Annotated in this window: 14 protein-coding genes; 12 read left to right on the top strand and 2 right to left on the bottom strand. The window is 41.4% G+C overall.

Annotated elements, in window-relative coordinates:
* Positions 1 to 18: 18 nt before the first annotated feature.
* Positions 19 to 993 carry a sensor histidine kinase gene (locus tag V7K55_RS08305; protein WP_334830046.1) on the bottom strand — a complete coding sequence of 325 codons (975 nt, stop codon included), beginning with the start codon at positions 991 to 993 and terminating at the stop codon, positions 19 to 21.
* Between the two features lie 635 nt (positions 994 to 1,628).
* On the opposite strand from V7K55_RS08305, the gene V7K55_RS08300 reads away from it, so the two are divergent.
* The 10 genes from V7K55_RS08300 to V7K55_RS08255 all read left to right on the top strand — a co-directional run bounded on the left by V7K55_RS08300 (position 1,629) and on the right by V7K55_RS08255 (position 10,970).
* Complete coding sequence (locus V7K55_RS08300) at positions 1,629 to 2,468, top strand: Pvc16 family protein (RefSeq protein WP_104898633.1); 840 nt, start codon at positions 1,629 to 1,631, stop codon at positions 2,466 to 2,468.
* Positions 2,469 to 2,498: 30 nt separating this feature from the next.
* Positions 2,499 to 4,160: a phage tail sheath family protein gene (locus tag V7K55_RS08295; RefSeq protein ID WP_334830043.1), complete on the top strand. Its 1,662-nt coding sequence runs from the start codon at positions 2,499 to 2,501 to the stop codon at positions 4,158 to 4,160.
* 118 nt (positions 4,161 to 4,278) lie between these two features.
* Positions 4,279 to 4,734, top strand: coding sequence for a phage tail protein (locus V7K55_RS08290; protein ID WP_251959046.1), 456 nt, complete (start codon positions 4,279 to 4,281; stop codon positions 4,732 to 4,734).
* A gap of 22 nt (positions 4,735 to 4,756) precedes the next feature.
* The gene (locus V7K55_RS08285; RefSeq protein ID WP_334830039.1) at positions 4,757 to 5,251 is read left to right on the top strand and encodes a phage tail protein; all 495 of its coding nucleotides are present in this window, start codon (positions 4,757 to 4,759) and stop codon (positions 5,249 to 5,251) included.
* 11 nt (positions 5,252 to 5,262) lie between these two features.
* A complete protein-coding gene (locus tag V7K55_RS08280) occupies positions 5,263 to 5,610 on the top strand; it encodes a hypothetical protein (RefSeq protein ID WP_334830037.1) in 348 nt (115 codons plus the stop codon).
* 40 nt (positions 5,611 to 5,650) lie between these two features.
* Positions 5,651 to 6,154 carry a phage tail assembly protein gene (locus tag V7K55_RS08275; RefSeq protein ID WP_334830035.1) on the top strand — a complete coding sequence of 168 codons (504 nt, stop codon included), beginning with the start codon at positions 5,651 to 5,653 and terminating at the stop codon, positions 6,152 to 6,154.
* On the top strand, positions 6,118 to 6,300 hold the full coding sequence (locus V7K55_RS08270; RefSeq protein ID WP_334830093.1) for a DUF6760 family protein: 183 nt from the start codon (positions 6,118 to 6,120) through the stop codon (positions 6,298 to 6,300). Before V7K55_RS08275 ends, V7K55_RS08270 begins: the two co-directional genes overlap by 37 nt.
* Positions 6,297 to 8,270, top strand: a complete 1,974-nt coding sequence (locus V7K55_RS08265; RefSeq protein ID WP_334830033.1) for an FHA domain-containing protein — start codon at positions 6,297 to 6,299, stop codon at positions 8,268 to 8,270. Before V7K55_RS08270 ends, V7K55_RS08265 begins: the two co-directional genes overlap by 4 nt.
* A gap of 158 nt (positions 8,271 to 8,428) precedes the next feature.
* Positions 8,429 to 10,609 carry a CHASE2 domain-containing serine/threonine-protein kinase gene (locus V7K55_RS08260; RefSeq protein ID WP_334830031.1) on the top strand — a complete coding sequence of 727 codons (2,181 nt, stop codon included), beginning with the start codon at positions 8,429 to 8,431 and terminating at the stop codon, positions 10,607 to 10,609.
* Positions 10,610 to 10,751: 142 nt separating this feature from the next.
* Positions 10,752 to 10,970 (top strand): hypothetical protein, encoded by a 219-nt coding sequence (locus tag V7K55_RS08255; protein WP_334830029.1) that lies wholly within the window; start codon positions 10,752 to 10,754, stop codon positions 10,968 to 10,970.
* Positions 10,971 to 11,142: 172 nt separating this feature from the next.
* Here the strand turns inward: V7K55_RS08255 and larC are convergent, their stop codons facing one another.
* Positions 11,143 to 12,429 (bottom strand): nickel pincer cofactor biosynthesis protein LarC, encoded by a 1,287-nt coding sequence (gene larC, locus V7K55_RS08250; protein ID WP_334830027.1) that lies wholly within the window; start codon positions 12,427 to 12,429, stop codon positions 11,143 to 11,145.
* Positions 12,430 to 12,569: 140 nt separating this feature from the next.
* On the opposite strand from larC, the gene V7K55_RS08245 reads away from it, so the two are divergent.
* Both V7K55_RS08245 and V7K55_RS08240 read left to right on the top strand, forming a co-directional pair.
* Positions 12,570 to 13,229 carry an L-threonylcarbamoyladenylate synthase gene (locus tag V7K55_RS08245; RefSeq protein WP_334712943.1) on the top strand — a complete coding sequence of 220 codons (660 nt, stop codon included), beginning with the start codon at positions 12,570 to 12,572 and terminating at the stop codon, positions 13,227 to 13,229.
* Positions 13,230 to 13,624: 395 nt separating this feature from the next.
* Positions 13,625 to 14,845, top strand: coding sequence for a HetZ-related protein (locus tag V7K55_RS08240; RefSeq protein WP_334830024.1), 1,221 nt, complete (start codon positions 13,625 to 13,627; stop codon positions 14,843 to 14,845).
* Positions 14,846 to 15,159 lie beyond the last annotated feature (314 nt).

Below are 15,159 nucleotides of genomic sequence, written 5' to 3'. Positions count from 1 at the left end.
ATCATTACGAATTACGAATTAATTCCCGCTCCTTGGTCGAGGCAAAATCACAGAAAACTGCGCTCCACTTTCTGATAAAACTTGTGCCCAAATACTTCCTTGATGATCCAAAATAATTTTCTTAGCAATAGTTAAACCTAGTCCTGTACCTCCTTTACGCCGGGAATAAAATGGAGTAAAAACTTTTTGTAAATCCTCTTGAGATAATCCTGTACCTTGGTCGGAAATTTTAATTAAAACTTCATCTTGAAAAATTTGCCAGCTACAGGTAATAGTTCCTGAATTAGGACTAAAATGGACAGCATTACTGAGAATATTGTCAAATACTTGTTTCATTTGCAATCTGTCTATTTTCAGTGTCGTTGATGTATCGGGAATCGATATTTTAATTTTTTTCTGATTAATTAGGGGTTGTAAATTTGTGATGCTTTCAACAATTAAACTTCTTAAATCTTGGAGTTTTACCCTTAATTTTGCTCCTTGTCCACAATCAATAAGCTCGTTTAAATTAGTATCTAAATCTTGTATACTTTCGCCAATAATTGTTGCTTGCTCTTGCCAAGGACTATCTTCTAAGCCTAAGCATAAGTTATGTGCATATAATCCTATAAGCCCTAGAGAGTTACGTAATTGATGCCCTATTCGATGCAAAACATCTTCTAGGAGTTGAATTTCAGTTTTTTGTCTTCCATAGTCTAAGTAAATATCTACATACTTACTCAAGAGCATAGCAGAGCGTTTTATAGACACTTGCAAACTCTCTGAAAGAGGTTGATGAGTAATGATTTGAATGTATTCAGGCTTTTGATTTCTATAGGCTATGGGGCAAATGTAAGAAATGGATGGAAAATCCTTAAGTTTAAATTCACGCAAAGTAAAAGCAGGCGGAAAATCTGTCAGCCATGCTTCTGAGCGCAAATAAGCTAAAGTTTTTTGGGAAAAATGAGCTTGTTTTTGACCATAACTTATAACCTCCTGATGATTTTTCTGCAAGCAATCATGATAGACAATCCGAGCAAAAAGAATTGGATATTGACTAGTTAACTGCTCAGACTCTAGCTGACAAAAGCTCTGAATATCTGAGGAGTTCAAATAATTCGAGCCATTCTCTAGTTTTTGTACAGAAAAGCCTAGTGTCATAGCTTCACTCGCTTTTTGCAACCAAATGTTTTAATCTTCTGCCGATCAGTATAAAATTATGCAGTCTCAGTAATGTTTATTTTTTTGTTAAGTTATCTTGTTAGATAGTTAATACAAAGAATTATTAAGTTTTTTTATATGTCCTTCCCCTTTTTCTAAGTATATACCAGTAGACAGTATTGGTTGTTTAAGATACAAATAAAATACTCAGCCCACAAAAAAATGTAGTGCATCCGATTAAGAATTGCTCCAGACTAATCTACAAGCTGAAGTTACTGCTTTTCGGATTTTTGAATCTAATATCTTCTATTTCCCTCAATCATCATTCTGGGAGGATTGGGGAATGGGGAATGGGTAATAAAGACTCAGGAAGAGTTTTCAATTCCCAATTCCCAATCCCAAAAATATCGACAAAAGTCTAATTAACTTTAGAAGGCTGATACATATACTGTAGATGCATCTGGATTAGCTACCAGCAGAACACCTTCATGCTTATCTTCGTTCTTCAAACTTTAGCCGAAATTCTAGCTGGAGGAACCTCACTTACCAGTACAGAGCAAATTGACTTTAGCCATCCTGGTAATCGAAGGGAAGAGGGAGCAGGCCCGACTCTCAATTTATACATTTTTGATATACGTGAGAGTAAGCAGGTACAACATTCTGGTAGGCAAGTTGAGCGCAAGCTAACACGCGCTCTACAACCTGCCACTGTAAATTGGGCACCCGCTTGGTTTGATGTTTCGCTGCTATTAACAGCCTGGGATAGAACAGCTTTAGGTGAACATCACTTTATTAGTGAGGCGTTGGCTGTGCTTTTGCGCCATCGCACCTTAGAAGAGGAGTTTTTGGTTCCTGAGTTACGGGGCTATGGTAATTTGAACATGACAGTTGCCCTAGAGCCACCAATTGAAATTGGTTCTTTATGGAGCGCTCTGAATGTGCCATTGCGTTCAGCCTTATATTTGACAGTTACAATCCCCTTCGAGCCACAACCTACTCCAGTACCTTTGGTTTGGGAGCGAATTTTCAATTTGCGAAATCAATTGTCTCGTGATAGTGACAGTTTAGTTCTAACTAGGCGAGTTGCGATCGCGGGTATTGTCAAAAGTGCGGTGACAAATCTGCCTTTGGTAGCGACAGAAGTAGCTGTGACAGGAACTGAAAAGTCCATATTAACCACTAAAGAAGGGCTGTTCTTTTTTGAAGACCTTCGTTTAGGTAATTATGTTTTGACTCTGAATCATCCTGGCTATTTACCTCAAAATGTCAATGCATTGGTAGATAACCAAAGTAATACTTTCAAAGAAATATTTCTAACTCCTGAATAATTAGATTTTTACTGACTTGGAGAGACTTTCATGGCTAGACTTGATTACTTTGCTCCTGGTGTCTATATTGAAGAAATTGACCGGGGTAGCCGACCAATTGAAGGTGTTAGCACAGCAGTTGCCGGATTTGTCGGCTTTACAGAAGACGTTCGCGGTGGGGCTGAGTTATACAAGCCCATGCTAGTAACCACTTGGACGCAATTTTTAAACTACTTCGCGCGTCCCAACTCTGACGGCTTCACCGACTTCAACGCCTATTTACCATTTTCAGTCTACGGCTACTTTATGAATGGTGGCGGTCGTTGCTGGGTAACAAGCATTGGGACTCAGTTACCAGGCGCACCCAGACCAGCAACTCCAGAACCGGCTACCCTCAGAATCAACTCTAGAGGTAATCGTCCAGCCCTTCGCTTTACTTTGCGCCCTGAGCAAGCATCAGGCGGATTAGTAAATCTCGTCATTATTGATGGTTCCCCCCGCGCCCTACCAGAAGGTACTGAAGGTGAAGCGCCTCCAAATACGGGCGAATATTTCACTATCCAAATTCGTCGAGGAGATGAACTTCTAGAGCAATACGAAAACTTGACAATGAACCGCGAACCTGCTGCTCAAGCAGCAACTTATGCGCTGGCAGCATTGAGAAATTCGATGTACATCACCGTAGAAGACATAACTCAAAGTGGACAGCCTTTAGCTCGTCGTCCGGTGAATGGTCAATATGAACTAGCACCACCCATTGTTGCCGCCCCACCCGATAGATTTTCACAAAATTTAGAAGGCGTTCGAGACGATCGCACCGGGGTACGCGGTATCTTTGAAGTTGATGAAATCACAATGCTAGCCTGTCCTGATGTGATGCGGGCTTATCAAGAGCAGATACTTAATTTAGATCAAGTTCATGGCATCATCGAACTGATGATTAGTATGTGCGAAGGTTCTGCCAGTGGCGATATTCCTAATCCGCCTAACCGGATGGTTGTACTGGATGCGCCACCAGATGCCGTCAAACCTCAGCAAGTTGTGGAGTGGTTGAATAGATTTAATCGTCGTTCGATGTTTGCGGCCCTTTATTATCCTTGGATTAAAGTACCTAATCCACGCGATCGCGGTAATCCAATTTTAGTACCTCCTTGTGGTCATGTGATGGGTGTTTGGGCCCGCACCGACGAAACCAGAGGAGTTTACAAAGCCCCAGCAAATGAAGTTCCTAGAGGCGTAATTGGTTTGGGCTATGACACCAATTTCCGCGAACAAGAACTATTAAATCCGTTGGGAATAAATTGCATTCGTAGCTTCCCCAACCGAGGAATCCGCATTTGGGGCGCACGCACTTTAGTTGAGCCAGATAAAACAGAGTGGCGTTACATCAGTGTACGGCGGTTAATTAGCTATATTGAAAAATCCCTAGAATTGGGGACTCAATGGGTAGTTTTTGAACCCAATGACCAAGATTTATGGGCGCGTGTAACCCGCACCGTCAGTAATTTCTTAGAGCGCATCTGGCGTGAAGGTGCTTTGTTTGGCGCATCTCCAGCCCAAGCATTCTATGTCAAGTGTGACGAAGAATTGAACCCACCAGAAACCAGAATTTTAGGACGTTTATATATTGAAGTCGGTGTTTGCCCAGTCAGACCAGCTGAATTTGTTGTTTTCCGCATCAGCCAATGGAATGGCATTGAAGATAGCGAATAACACAATAGGACTTACGCAAAACTATACGCTGTAGGGGCAATTCATGAATTGCCCCGACGTGAAAATCAAAGTTTTGGCTCAATTTCAAAATTAACTACACACAAAGGAGTCTAAAAGTATGGCAGGCGAATTTTTAACCTCTTGTAAATTTTACTTTGAGGCTGATGGAATTACTGATAAATTCATCAAAGAAATTAGCGGACTAGGCGTTGAAAACACACCAGCGCAAGAAGTCCACGGTTCATCTAAGGGCGCTAAACTAATGCGTCAAGCTACACCAACTGTTGTTAAATTTACCAATATAACAGTAAAAGTCATCGCCACTGATGATATAGACCTTTATACTTGGTATCAAAAGTGTAACGAAGATATGGGTGATCCTCGTCAGTGGTCACAAAATCGTAAGACTGGTTCAGTGGTTGCTTACGACCAACAAGGCTCTGAAAAAGCACGCTGGAACATTGTCAATTGTTATCCCTGTAAATACACTGGGCCTACCTTAACTGCTTCTGGTGGTGATATGGCAAATGAAACAGTTGAATTGGTTCACGAAGGAATTAAACGGATCAAATAATTAGTTTATGCAGTAATTAACAGTGGTACAATCCGCAAGCCGAATTCCAGAAGTTCTGACAGCCCATCGGTTCTATTTAGAACTGACACTAGAAGGACAAAACGATGCCAATTGTTTCTTTTTGGAGTGTCAAGGCTTCAAAAGAACCCAAGAGGTAATTGAAATTTGTGAAGTGACTTCTCAATCCTGGGGTACAAAAGGGCAATCAAAAGGTCAGGTGGTAAGAACTAAGCTTCCTAGCAATTCCAAGAGTGGTAATCTCACTTTGCGTAGAGGTACCACTAAATCTATGGATTTTTGGAAGTGGTTTGAAAAAGTCGAAAAAGGTAATTGGTCACAGCAACGGAGACTTGTTGCTTTGTCTATTTATAATCAGGCAAATGAAGAAGTAGCTAGATTTGAATTAGCCGGTGCTTGGCCTGCAAGTTACAAAATTGCCGATGTTAACGCCCGCAGCCATGACATCGAAATTGAGGAAGTGGAGGTTGCTTTTGAGGAATTTAAGCGCGTGAAGTAATTAGGAGGAGTATGTTTCCTACAGAGTTTGAATTTACATTGCCAAAGGGGTATCTAGACTCTGAAGGCAACCTCCACCGCAAAGGTGTAATGCGGTTATCAACGGCGATAGACGAGATTGCACCCTTGCGCGACCCGCGTGTTAAAGCTAATCCTGTTTATGCCACAATTATTATCTTGTCACGAGTGATTACCCACTTGGGTGCTTTATCAGAAGTGACTCCGGCAATAGTGGAAAACTTTTTTGCCCAAGATTTAAATTACCTCCAAGATTTTTACCGCCGAATCAATGGCTTAGAGAGCGAAACTTCCATACCAGAAGAGACAATAAATTCCCCCGAAGCACTTATTCATAATTGAGTTGGGAATGGGGCATAGGGGGATGAGGGAGATGAGGAAGATGGGAAAAAGAACTATTGATTATTTTGTCCAATTTCCAATGCCCAATTCCCAATCCCCAGTCCCCAGTCCCCAGTCCCCAGTCCCCAGTCCCCAGTCCCCAGTCCCCAGTCCCCAAATTATGCGCCGTAAAAAGGATAATCTCTGCACAGAATTTGCCTTCACTCTTCCTAGAGGATTGAGTGATAGCGAACACCGAATACATCGTCATGGAGTGATGCGTTTAGCCACCGCCAAAGATGAAATTTTGGTGCAACAAGAGCGTAAAGTTCAGGAAAATCCAGCTTACGGCGTATTAGTAATGCTTGCACGGGTTATTACTCGCTTGGGCAGTCTCAATTCTGTTAGTCCTGATTTACTTGAAGAACTGCTTCTACATGACATTGCCTATCTCCGAGAATTTTATAATCGAATCAATCAGCAAGGCAATGTACATATTCCGACACAATGTCCGCACTGTAATACTCAATTTTCAATGGAGCTAGAACTAGCGGGGGAGTCGTAAGCTACCCCTCTGATACTTTATATGAGGAGGTAGCTTTTATTGCTTATCATTTTCACTGGTCACAAGATGATATTTTAAATTTAGAACACGCTACTCGTCAGCGCTGGGTGGCAGAAATCAATAAAATTAACCAAAAATTAATATGAAAGTAAAAGTTAGCTACTCACCAAATCTAAGTGAAGTCAATGAAGTTGACCTGACCACAGAAACTCCAACGAGAGGAGAATGGTTAATAGGTCGTTCTCCTGATGCTGATTTAGTCCTAGACAGTCCTGATATCAGTCGGGCACATGCTAAGTTTTTTATTAGAGGTGGAAATTACTACTTCTCTGACCTTGGTAGTAGAAATGGCTCAATATTTAATGGCAAACAAGCCGAAAAAGAACGACCATATTCTTTGAGTGATGGAGATGTTATCAGGATTGCAGATTACGTTCTAATTCTGGAAGCAGTTGCTCCTGCGTATGAGCAACCAGAGACAGTCTTTAGAATTATAGACCCTTCACTGTTTTCTCGGCCGCGATCGCCTGAAAATATCAGCACTGCCAATGTTGCCAATCCAGCCCCAGAAGTAGTAAACGAAGTTCCTACGCCAATTAGTCAAGAAGTAGAAACACCTTCCCCAGAAACCAGCGAAATCCCAGAAGTTGTTGCTACTCAACCTGATAATGTCATCCCGGTTGTTGAGGTAATTGTCCCTGAAAACATCATTCAGCCACCAGAAGCAATCAGCGAAGTTCCACACGATAGCCGTGATGAAGTTGTGGATTTGCAAACACCAGAAGTCAGCGCCGATAGTGAGGAAGTTTCTTTTACTGTAGCTGATGATGCGATCGCAGCACCTGAAAACATTATTGAAGCTCCTGAAGAAGAAAGTACAGTTCCAGAAGCCACTCAGGATGATGTTACAGACTTTGAAGCAGCGTTAGCCACAGAATCTACTTTTGTACAACGGCGTGATACAAATCCCATCCCCGAAGCTACCGACCATGAGGATGCAGAGTTAGAGGCCGCACTAGAAGCAGAAGTCACCTTCGTACAGCCGCGTGACATTTTAAACGAAGTTCCTGTACAAAGTGCCATTACCGAAACTACTGACTATGAGAATACAGAATTAGAGGCTGCACTAGAAGCAGAAGTCACCTTCGTACAGCCCCGTGATATTTTCCACAAACTATCTGAGGAGGAGAGTAGCGTTTCCGAAGCTACTCATAATGAAAATAAAATAGTAGATTTAGATACACCAGTTGCAGAAGAAGCTACATCAGATTTTGGTGAATTTGTCAACAAAATTCCTGAAGACGAAGATATTCAGTTGCCAGAAACATTGAGCCAAGGTACACAAGATATCAATGATGAACTGCTAGATTTAGATAGGTCATCAACAGCAGAACACAGTGTAAATATTAACGAAGTAGAACCTAGTTCGGCTGTTGATGAAACAAGAAGCGAAGTTTCTGAAACATCAACTGCACCTGACAATATTGCTGCGGGAGTTTTCAGCAATCAATACATTGATTCGAGTAATTCAACTACAGAAGAGGCCAGTGTCGATGTTGATGATATTATTCCCGTAAGTGAAGTTTCTGAATTAGCTGATATTCAATCTTTAGAAACAACAGACAGTGAAGCTCCTGAGAATATCAATCAAACTATTGAAGAGGTTCCTGAAATAGAAGCAACTCAATCTAATGAAACTCCAGAAGAAACAAATGTCAGTGAGCCTCCGCAAGCAATTATTGAAAGAAATATAGTACTCATCGCTCATGAGAGCAAAAAATCAGAACTTGCTGAATTTGTTTCTCAACATCAAGAATTTTTCTCACATAGCTTTACAATTACCTGGCCATCTGTTAGTGAAGTTTTACATCAAAAGGCGGGAATAACCATTAGTCAACAAACCCCAGCACCAATTTCTGGAGGGTATCAAACAATTGCTTCATTGGTTGGAGCAGGAGAAATTTCAGCAGTTATTTTCCTGAGAGATTTGCTGCAACCTCAGCCTGGTCAAGCAAATGAAGAAGCGCTGCTAAGATTATGCACTATTAATCAAGTTTTCCTGGCAACTAATTTGCCAACAGCAGAGGCAATTGTGCATTATCTTAAACAGATATAGCTTTACTTAATCATTCGTGAATAACAAGATCCCCGACTTCTTAAAGAGGTCGGGTATCTGCGTATTTCGAGAAAAGTTGCAAATTGCATAGAATAATTTCAATGGTGAAAATTAGGATAAAAAATATGTATATTTTAAAGTAAAATATATTTAAAGAAATGATTGTGAATTTTAAAAGTTTATTTAGACAGCCTGTTATTTTTTCAAGTGCGATCGCTACACTTTTACTAGTAGGCATTCAAAAACTTGGGGTTTTCGAGCCTCTAGAGATGAAGGTCTATGACCAGATGATGCAATTACGTAGCGACCCAGGCCCAGACTCTCGTCTATTGATTGTTGCTTTAACTGAAAAAGATATCCAAAAGTGGAATTGGCCCCTATCTAGCGAACTTCTAGACCGACTGTTAGGAAAACTTGAAGCTTATGAACCGCGAGCCATTGGCCTAGATATTTTCCGTGACTTACCAGTACAGCCTGGTCATGAAAAGTTGCTGCAACGCCTACAACAGAGCGATATCATCATTCCTATTTGTAAACATTCTGGCTCTAACAATCCGGGAATAGCACCGCCAAAGGGAGTTGAAGCAGAGCGAGTAGGATTTAATGATGTTGTAGAAGATACTGATGCTACAATTCGTCGCAACCTATTATTGGTAAGTGCAGAGGAATCTGATTCTTGTCAAAGTACTTATTCTTTTAGTTTACAACTAGCACTCAAATACTTAGAAATTGGAAACATCCGACTAGAATTTACCCCAAAAAAGGAACTACGACTACGAGATACTATATTTAAACCCCTGCAAAGTAACGCTGGCGGTTATCAGAAAGCAGATACAAATGGCTACCAAATTTTGCTTAATTACCGTTCTGGTCATCAAATTGCCCAGCAGGTAACTATTACAGAAGTACTTGAAAATCAAGTTAAACCAGATTTTGTGAAAGACCGGATCGTTTTAATTGGTTCAACAGCTAATAGTTTAAATGATATTTTTAATACGCCTTTTGCTACTGGTAAATCAGATAATTCTGGCAAAATGGCAGGAATTGAAATTCATGCCCACAGTATTAGTCAAATTCTCAGTGCTGTTCTTAACAAACAGCCTCTATTTTGGTTTCTACCTGAATGGGGTAAAGTCCTGTGGATATGGGGATGGACTGTAGTTGGTGGGTTACTGGTATCGCGGATTCAGCATCCGTTAAGCTTAGGACTGGCAGGAGCAACAGCCCTTGCTGTGTTATTTGGAGGCAATTTTGTCATTTTTACCCAAGCTGGATGGTTCCCAGTAATCCCTCCCGCGTTAGGGTTAGTATTTACCGCCGGGAGTGTCCTTGCCTATAGCGCTTATCAAACGAAACAAGAGCAACAAGAAATTACGCAGCGGGTTCAAGAACACCAACAATTAATTGTGGAATTGCAAGGTCTTTTACGGCAGCGCGGCGATGCCTTAAATGAAGCACCAACTGTAATTGCTGATTCCATTGGGCAAGATATTGCACTAGGAACCCTACTAAACAACCGCTACAAAATTACTCAAGGCTTGGGTTCTGGAGGATTTAGTAATACTTATTTGGCTGATGATATGCAGCGTCCTGGTAATCCGCAGTGTGTGGTTAAACAGTTGCGTCCCCCTCGCCAAGATGCAGAATATTTAAATGTAGTCAGACGATTATTTGACGCTGAAGCAGAAATTTTAGAAATCTTGGGTAAGCATCCACAAATTCCTCAACTCCTAGCTTTTTTTGAAGAAAATCGGCAATTTTCTTTAGTGCAAGAATTTGTGCGAGGACACGCGATGGACAAAGAGCTAACCTCTGGGAAGCGACTAAAACAAGCTGAAGTTGTGGATATGCTCAAAGAAGTTTTAAACGTGCTTGTTTTTGTCCATAGCTATGGCGTAATTCATCGAGATATTAAACCTAGTAATTTGATTAGACGAGAATCAGATCAACATATTGTTTTAATTGACTTTGGTGCTGTTAAACAAATTCATCCTCAGCAGCAAGAAGCTCAGACCATTTCAATTGGTACTCCTGGTTATGCACCTTCTGAGCAAATGAGCGGTTTGCCAAAACTCAACAGCGATATTTATGCGTTGGGAATTATGGGAATTCAGGGTTTAACTGGAGTAGACCCTAGAGAATTTCGCAGAGATATAAATACTGGTGAAATAATTATTCAAGGCGAAGCTGATAGCAATCGACAGATTTGGCAACATTGGCGCGAACTAACTGACGCTACAAACGATTTAGTGATTATTTTAAATAGAATGGTACATTTCGACTTTACGCAACGATATCAGTCAACAGCAGAGGTGCTAAAAGCTCTCGAAATTCTTTAGTAATCAATTAACTCACCCGAATGGGTGAGGAATAAATCAACCGATCGGGCGATCTAAGTGGAGGAAGTTAAGACTGAACAAAAAATGAGAATTTATTACTCAGGAACGCTAATTGCACTTGACTATAAATAAAAATAATTTTATGAAACTCTCAATTTTGATAGATTCTGTATTCATTGTCACTTCTATTGCTTTATTGCCTGGAATCGGTGGCGCTCAAACAAGTACTAACAATAGTGGCAAACCTATAGCTATTAACTCCAATAATTTACCCACTTCTTCTACAAAAGTCAGCTACCTCAAACCTATCGATGCTGTATTTATCGTTCATAAAGGAGGAAAAGCTTCTGTTTCGCCCTAATCACCATCACATTAGCAAAAATTACTTTAACCCTTCCAATCTTGGAGGGGTTTTTAGTTAGTGCTGGCTCTAGTCTATTGGTGTCAAGTTAATGTCAAAGCGATTCTAAAATAAGCTTTTATTAGGTTGTCTGCTTCTCAGTCAGAGACAGAAAAGGAGGAACGAAGAGATTTTAACTATTAACTAAATACCAACGCTGTAGCGCCAACCGTTGAATTTCGCGCCAGGGAATATTATGTTTTCGGGCTAACTCTGCACAATCTTCATATTCTGGTTGCACATTAGCAATAACTTTTTCTGGTGATTGTCCTTTCCATGCTACTTTGACACGGACTTTGCCATATTCAATTTCCACATGTTGGATTTCCCGTTGTAAAATGGCACGTTGCTGAGTTGTTCGCCGAATACCCAAAGTTGTAGTTTCACGAAATATAACCCTTTCACAACTGAGTAAATTTTCTGGATGACAAATCACAGTCAGCAAAATCCCTGGACGGGACTTTTTCATGGCGATCGCTTGGGTAAAAACATCCACCGCACCAGCAGCAAACAATGCCTCAAACACATAGCCGATCGCTTGGGGATTTAAATCATCAATTTGGGTTTCTAGTACCGAGATGGTTTCTAAATTTGAGCTACTATCTTCAGAATCGCTGAAATTTGACTGTAAACTTGTGCTTTCGCCCAGCCAGAGGCGTAAAATGTTGGGAATGGGTAAATTTATGGTTCCTGCTCCCAATCCTATTTGCTTGATAGCGATCGCGGGTGGTGAACCAAAGTCTCTTACCAAAGTAGTAGCGATCGCGGCTCCTGTTGGTGTTACCAGTTCTCTATCAATGCCGTTACTATAAACTGGACAACCCCGCATTTCCCACAGCTTTAATACTGCTGGTACTGGTACTGCCATCTGACCATGTGCAGCCCGAACAGTACCGCCACCAGTCGGGAACGCCGAGCAATAAAGTAGGGGCAATCCTTCGTCATTACTTTCAATTCCCAGCCAATCTAACCCCAGGCAAGTACCTACAATATCTACGATCGCGTCTATAGCACCCACTTCATGAAAATGAACTTTTTCAGGAGAAATACCATGCACTGCCCCTTCTGCCACTGCTAGCTGTCGGAATACCGCCAAACTCCAAGCTTCTGCCCGTGATGGCAACCCCGCTTTGAGAATCATCTGCTCGATTTCTGGCAAGTGGCGTGTGTGATGGTGACTGGGTTCGTGGCCGTGGTGGTCATGGTGATGGCGATCGTGTACTAAATCCACATGGACTTTAGTCGCCTGCTGGCCATTCCGTTGGACAAATTCCGCCCTTAACTGATATTCCTGTTCAATACCCAACCCATTGAGTTTTTCAATTAAATACTCTAAAGGAACACCCAAACTGACCAAAGCACCGAGGCACATATCACCAGAAATTCCTGTCGGACATTGAAGATAAGCAATTTTATTCATAATAAATTAGTCATTAGTCATTAGTCATTAGTCATTAGTCATTAGTCATTAGTCATTAGTCATGGGGCATTGGTTATTATCCTCTACTTCCCCTGCTCCCTGCTCCCTGCTCCCCATTCCCCAATCCCCAATCCTGTGTTATGGCAAAAATTTTCTCAGTTCATCCGGATAATCCTCAAATGCGCCGAATAGAGGAAATAAAGTCAGCGCTTTCTAGTGGCGCAGTCATGCTTTACCCTACTGATACAGTTTATGCGATCGGTTGTGATTTGAATGCTAAGTCGGCGGTAGAACGAGTGCGGCAAATTAAACAGCTAGCAAATGATAAACCACTGACATTTCTATGTCCCTCGCTTTCAAATGTGGCAACTTATGCCTTCGTAAGTGACACAGCCTATCGAATTATGAAACGCCTGATTCCAGGGCCATACACGTTTTTGCTCCCAGCAACTAAATTAGTACCGCGATTGGTGCAAAGCCCCAAGCGGAAAAGTACTGGAATTAGAGTCCCAAACCATACTGTGTGTTTGGAGTTGCTGGCAGCTTTGGGTAATCCGATTATTTCAACTTCAGCACATCTGCCAGCAGATGAAGCAGATAATGGCATGATTCGGATAGATCCAGAAACTGTTCAGTCACGGGTAGAGCTATTTGACCGTTTGGATAAGTTGGTAGACATAATTGTAGACACTGGCGAAGAACCTACTTATGAAGTATCTACGATTTTGGATATGACGGGAGACGAAGCAGCAATTATACGGAGGGGTTTAGGTTGGGAAGCAGCAGCCGCATGGGTATAAGAATGAGACTTCACAGGCACACCTCTCCGTTTCGGAAATTGCGATCGAAGCGACTCCAGTTTTTAAATTGTCATATTTAAACGCGATGTTTACGACGGACACAGATGCAATAACAGGATGGTGTAACAGTCGATACAGCAAGAAATTTGACAACTTTGATAAAATGATGGGTACTTGTGTCCCCACGTCAATGTGGCGGCTTGTGAAAAAACCGACACATTGCCATAACTGTAACTCTGTCGTATTTCCTACAGTTTTATATATGAGCTTTAGATGTGAGCATTATATGGGGCAAGTCTTAATTGATGAATGCCCAAAGATTCTCCAGCCAAGGCTGGTCTTGATTGCTGTCTCTGCGTTGTAATTACGGTGCAATACTACTCCCTGGAAAAGTCATGAAAGCTAACGTCGTTAATCTACCAAACTCTACACCTATTTTTAATAACCACCTTTCGACTGAAGAATTTTCAGACAGCCGCAGCGAAACCTTGATTGAATTGCTGTGTCAGGAAATGCAAGCACAAGTGAAAGCAGCACCCAAGTGCGTAGAAGCTTTAGCAAACCGCATAGCCGTAGAAGTAGAACGCATTTGCGACAAAAGTTCGCGTATCCAAACATCTGGGGAAATCAAATCCTGGCAGATTACGTTGGGAAGGCATCGGATGCACAAGTGCTTACGTTACTACCAACTAGGTTCCAAACAAGGACGGGTGGAATTACATAGTAATTTGGGTGCTATGGTTTACCGTCATGTAACTATATCTGGCTCTGAGTTGGGTTTTGATGCTCGTTACAGCCTAATTGAAGATTTTCTACAAGCATTTTATATCGAAGCTATCAAAGCTTTCCGCAGAGAAAACGAACTACCTAACGATCACACACCGCGTACTCAGCTGCAATTAGCTGAATACATGGCCTTTACAGAACAGTACGCTAAACGCCGCATCAATTTACCTGGTGGTGCAAATCAACAATTAATTATTTTACGCGCCCAAGGTTTTGCTCGTCGTCAGCCCCAAGAAACTACCGTGGATATTGAAATGGCGGTAGAGTCTGCTAAGGGTGAAGAAGCAGAATCTTACCAGCGTAACTCGGCGGTACAACAGCTGCGATCGCAGATGATTGCCCAAACTAATTTTGACCCATCAGAAGAATCAGAACGCGATCGCGTCATCACTGAGTTGATGAAATATCTGGAGTCTCAAGGTCAATCTGACTGTATGAACTACCTCAGCTTGAAACTTCAAGACCTCTCAGCCCCAGAAATTGACCAAATTCTCGGTTTAACCAGCCGTCAGCGCGATTATCTCCAACAACGCTTTAAATACCACGTAGAAAAGTTTGCTAAACAACACCATTGGCAATTGGTACATCAATGGTTAGGTGCAGGTTTAGAGCAAAAATTGGGTTTATCTTCCCAGCAGTGGGAAATATTTGTGAATCAACTCACAGAACAACAACAGCAAATATTACAGTTAAAAACTGCAAGACAAACTGACCAAGCGATCGCTAAAACCATCAAATGCACCCCCAAACAGTTACAAAAGCGCTGGACTCAACTGTTAGAATTAGCATGGTCTATCCGCAACGGTCATACCGAAGCACAAACGGGTTGATGCTAAAGTGAAATAACTAAAATTTATCCAAGCTAAATTCCCAGTTATTTCGAGAGGTTAGAAAAAAGTTTAAGGGACAAAAAGAAAAGGAAAATTCCATTCGTTTCATACTCCCTGAATTAGTAACTAGTTTCTTACCCCAATTATTAATACATTTGTATTTATTTAGTACAAGAGTACCAAACACTCAGATTTTTTACCCATTAATCCAACCTTGTTTATTGACATCCTCCTCAGCCTGAAGGCGTGAGGATTCCAATCTAATCAAACAGACTTAACTGTATGAATTCCTGGCGGGTTGACGCTTCACAGGA

Source organism: Nostoc sp. (assembly GCF_036919895.1).
In the GTDB taxonomy this organism is placed as follows: domain Bacteria; phylum Cyanobacteriota; class Cyanobacteriia; order Cyanobacteriales; family Nostocaceae; genus Nostoc.
Note: the sequence above shows the minus strand (reverse complement) of the source record. Positions and strands in the feature narration are given on the sequence as shown.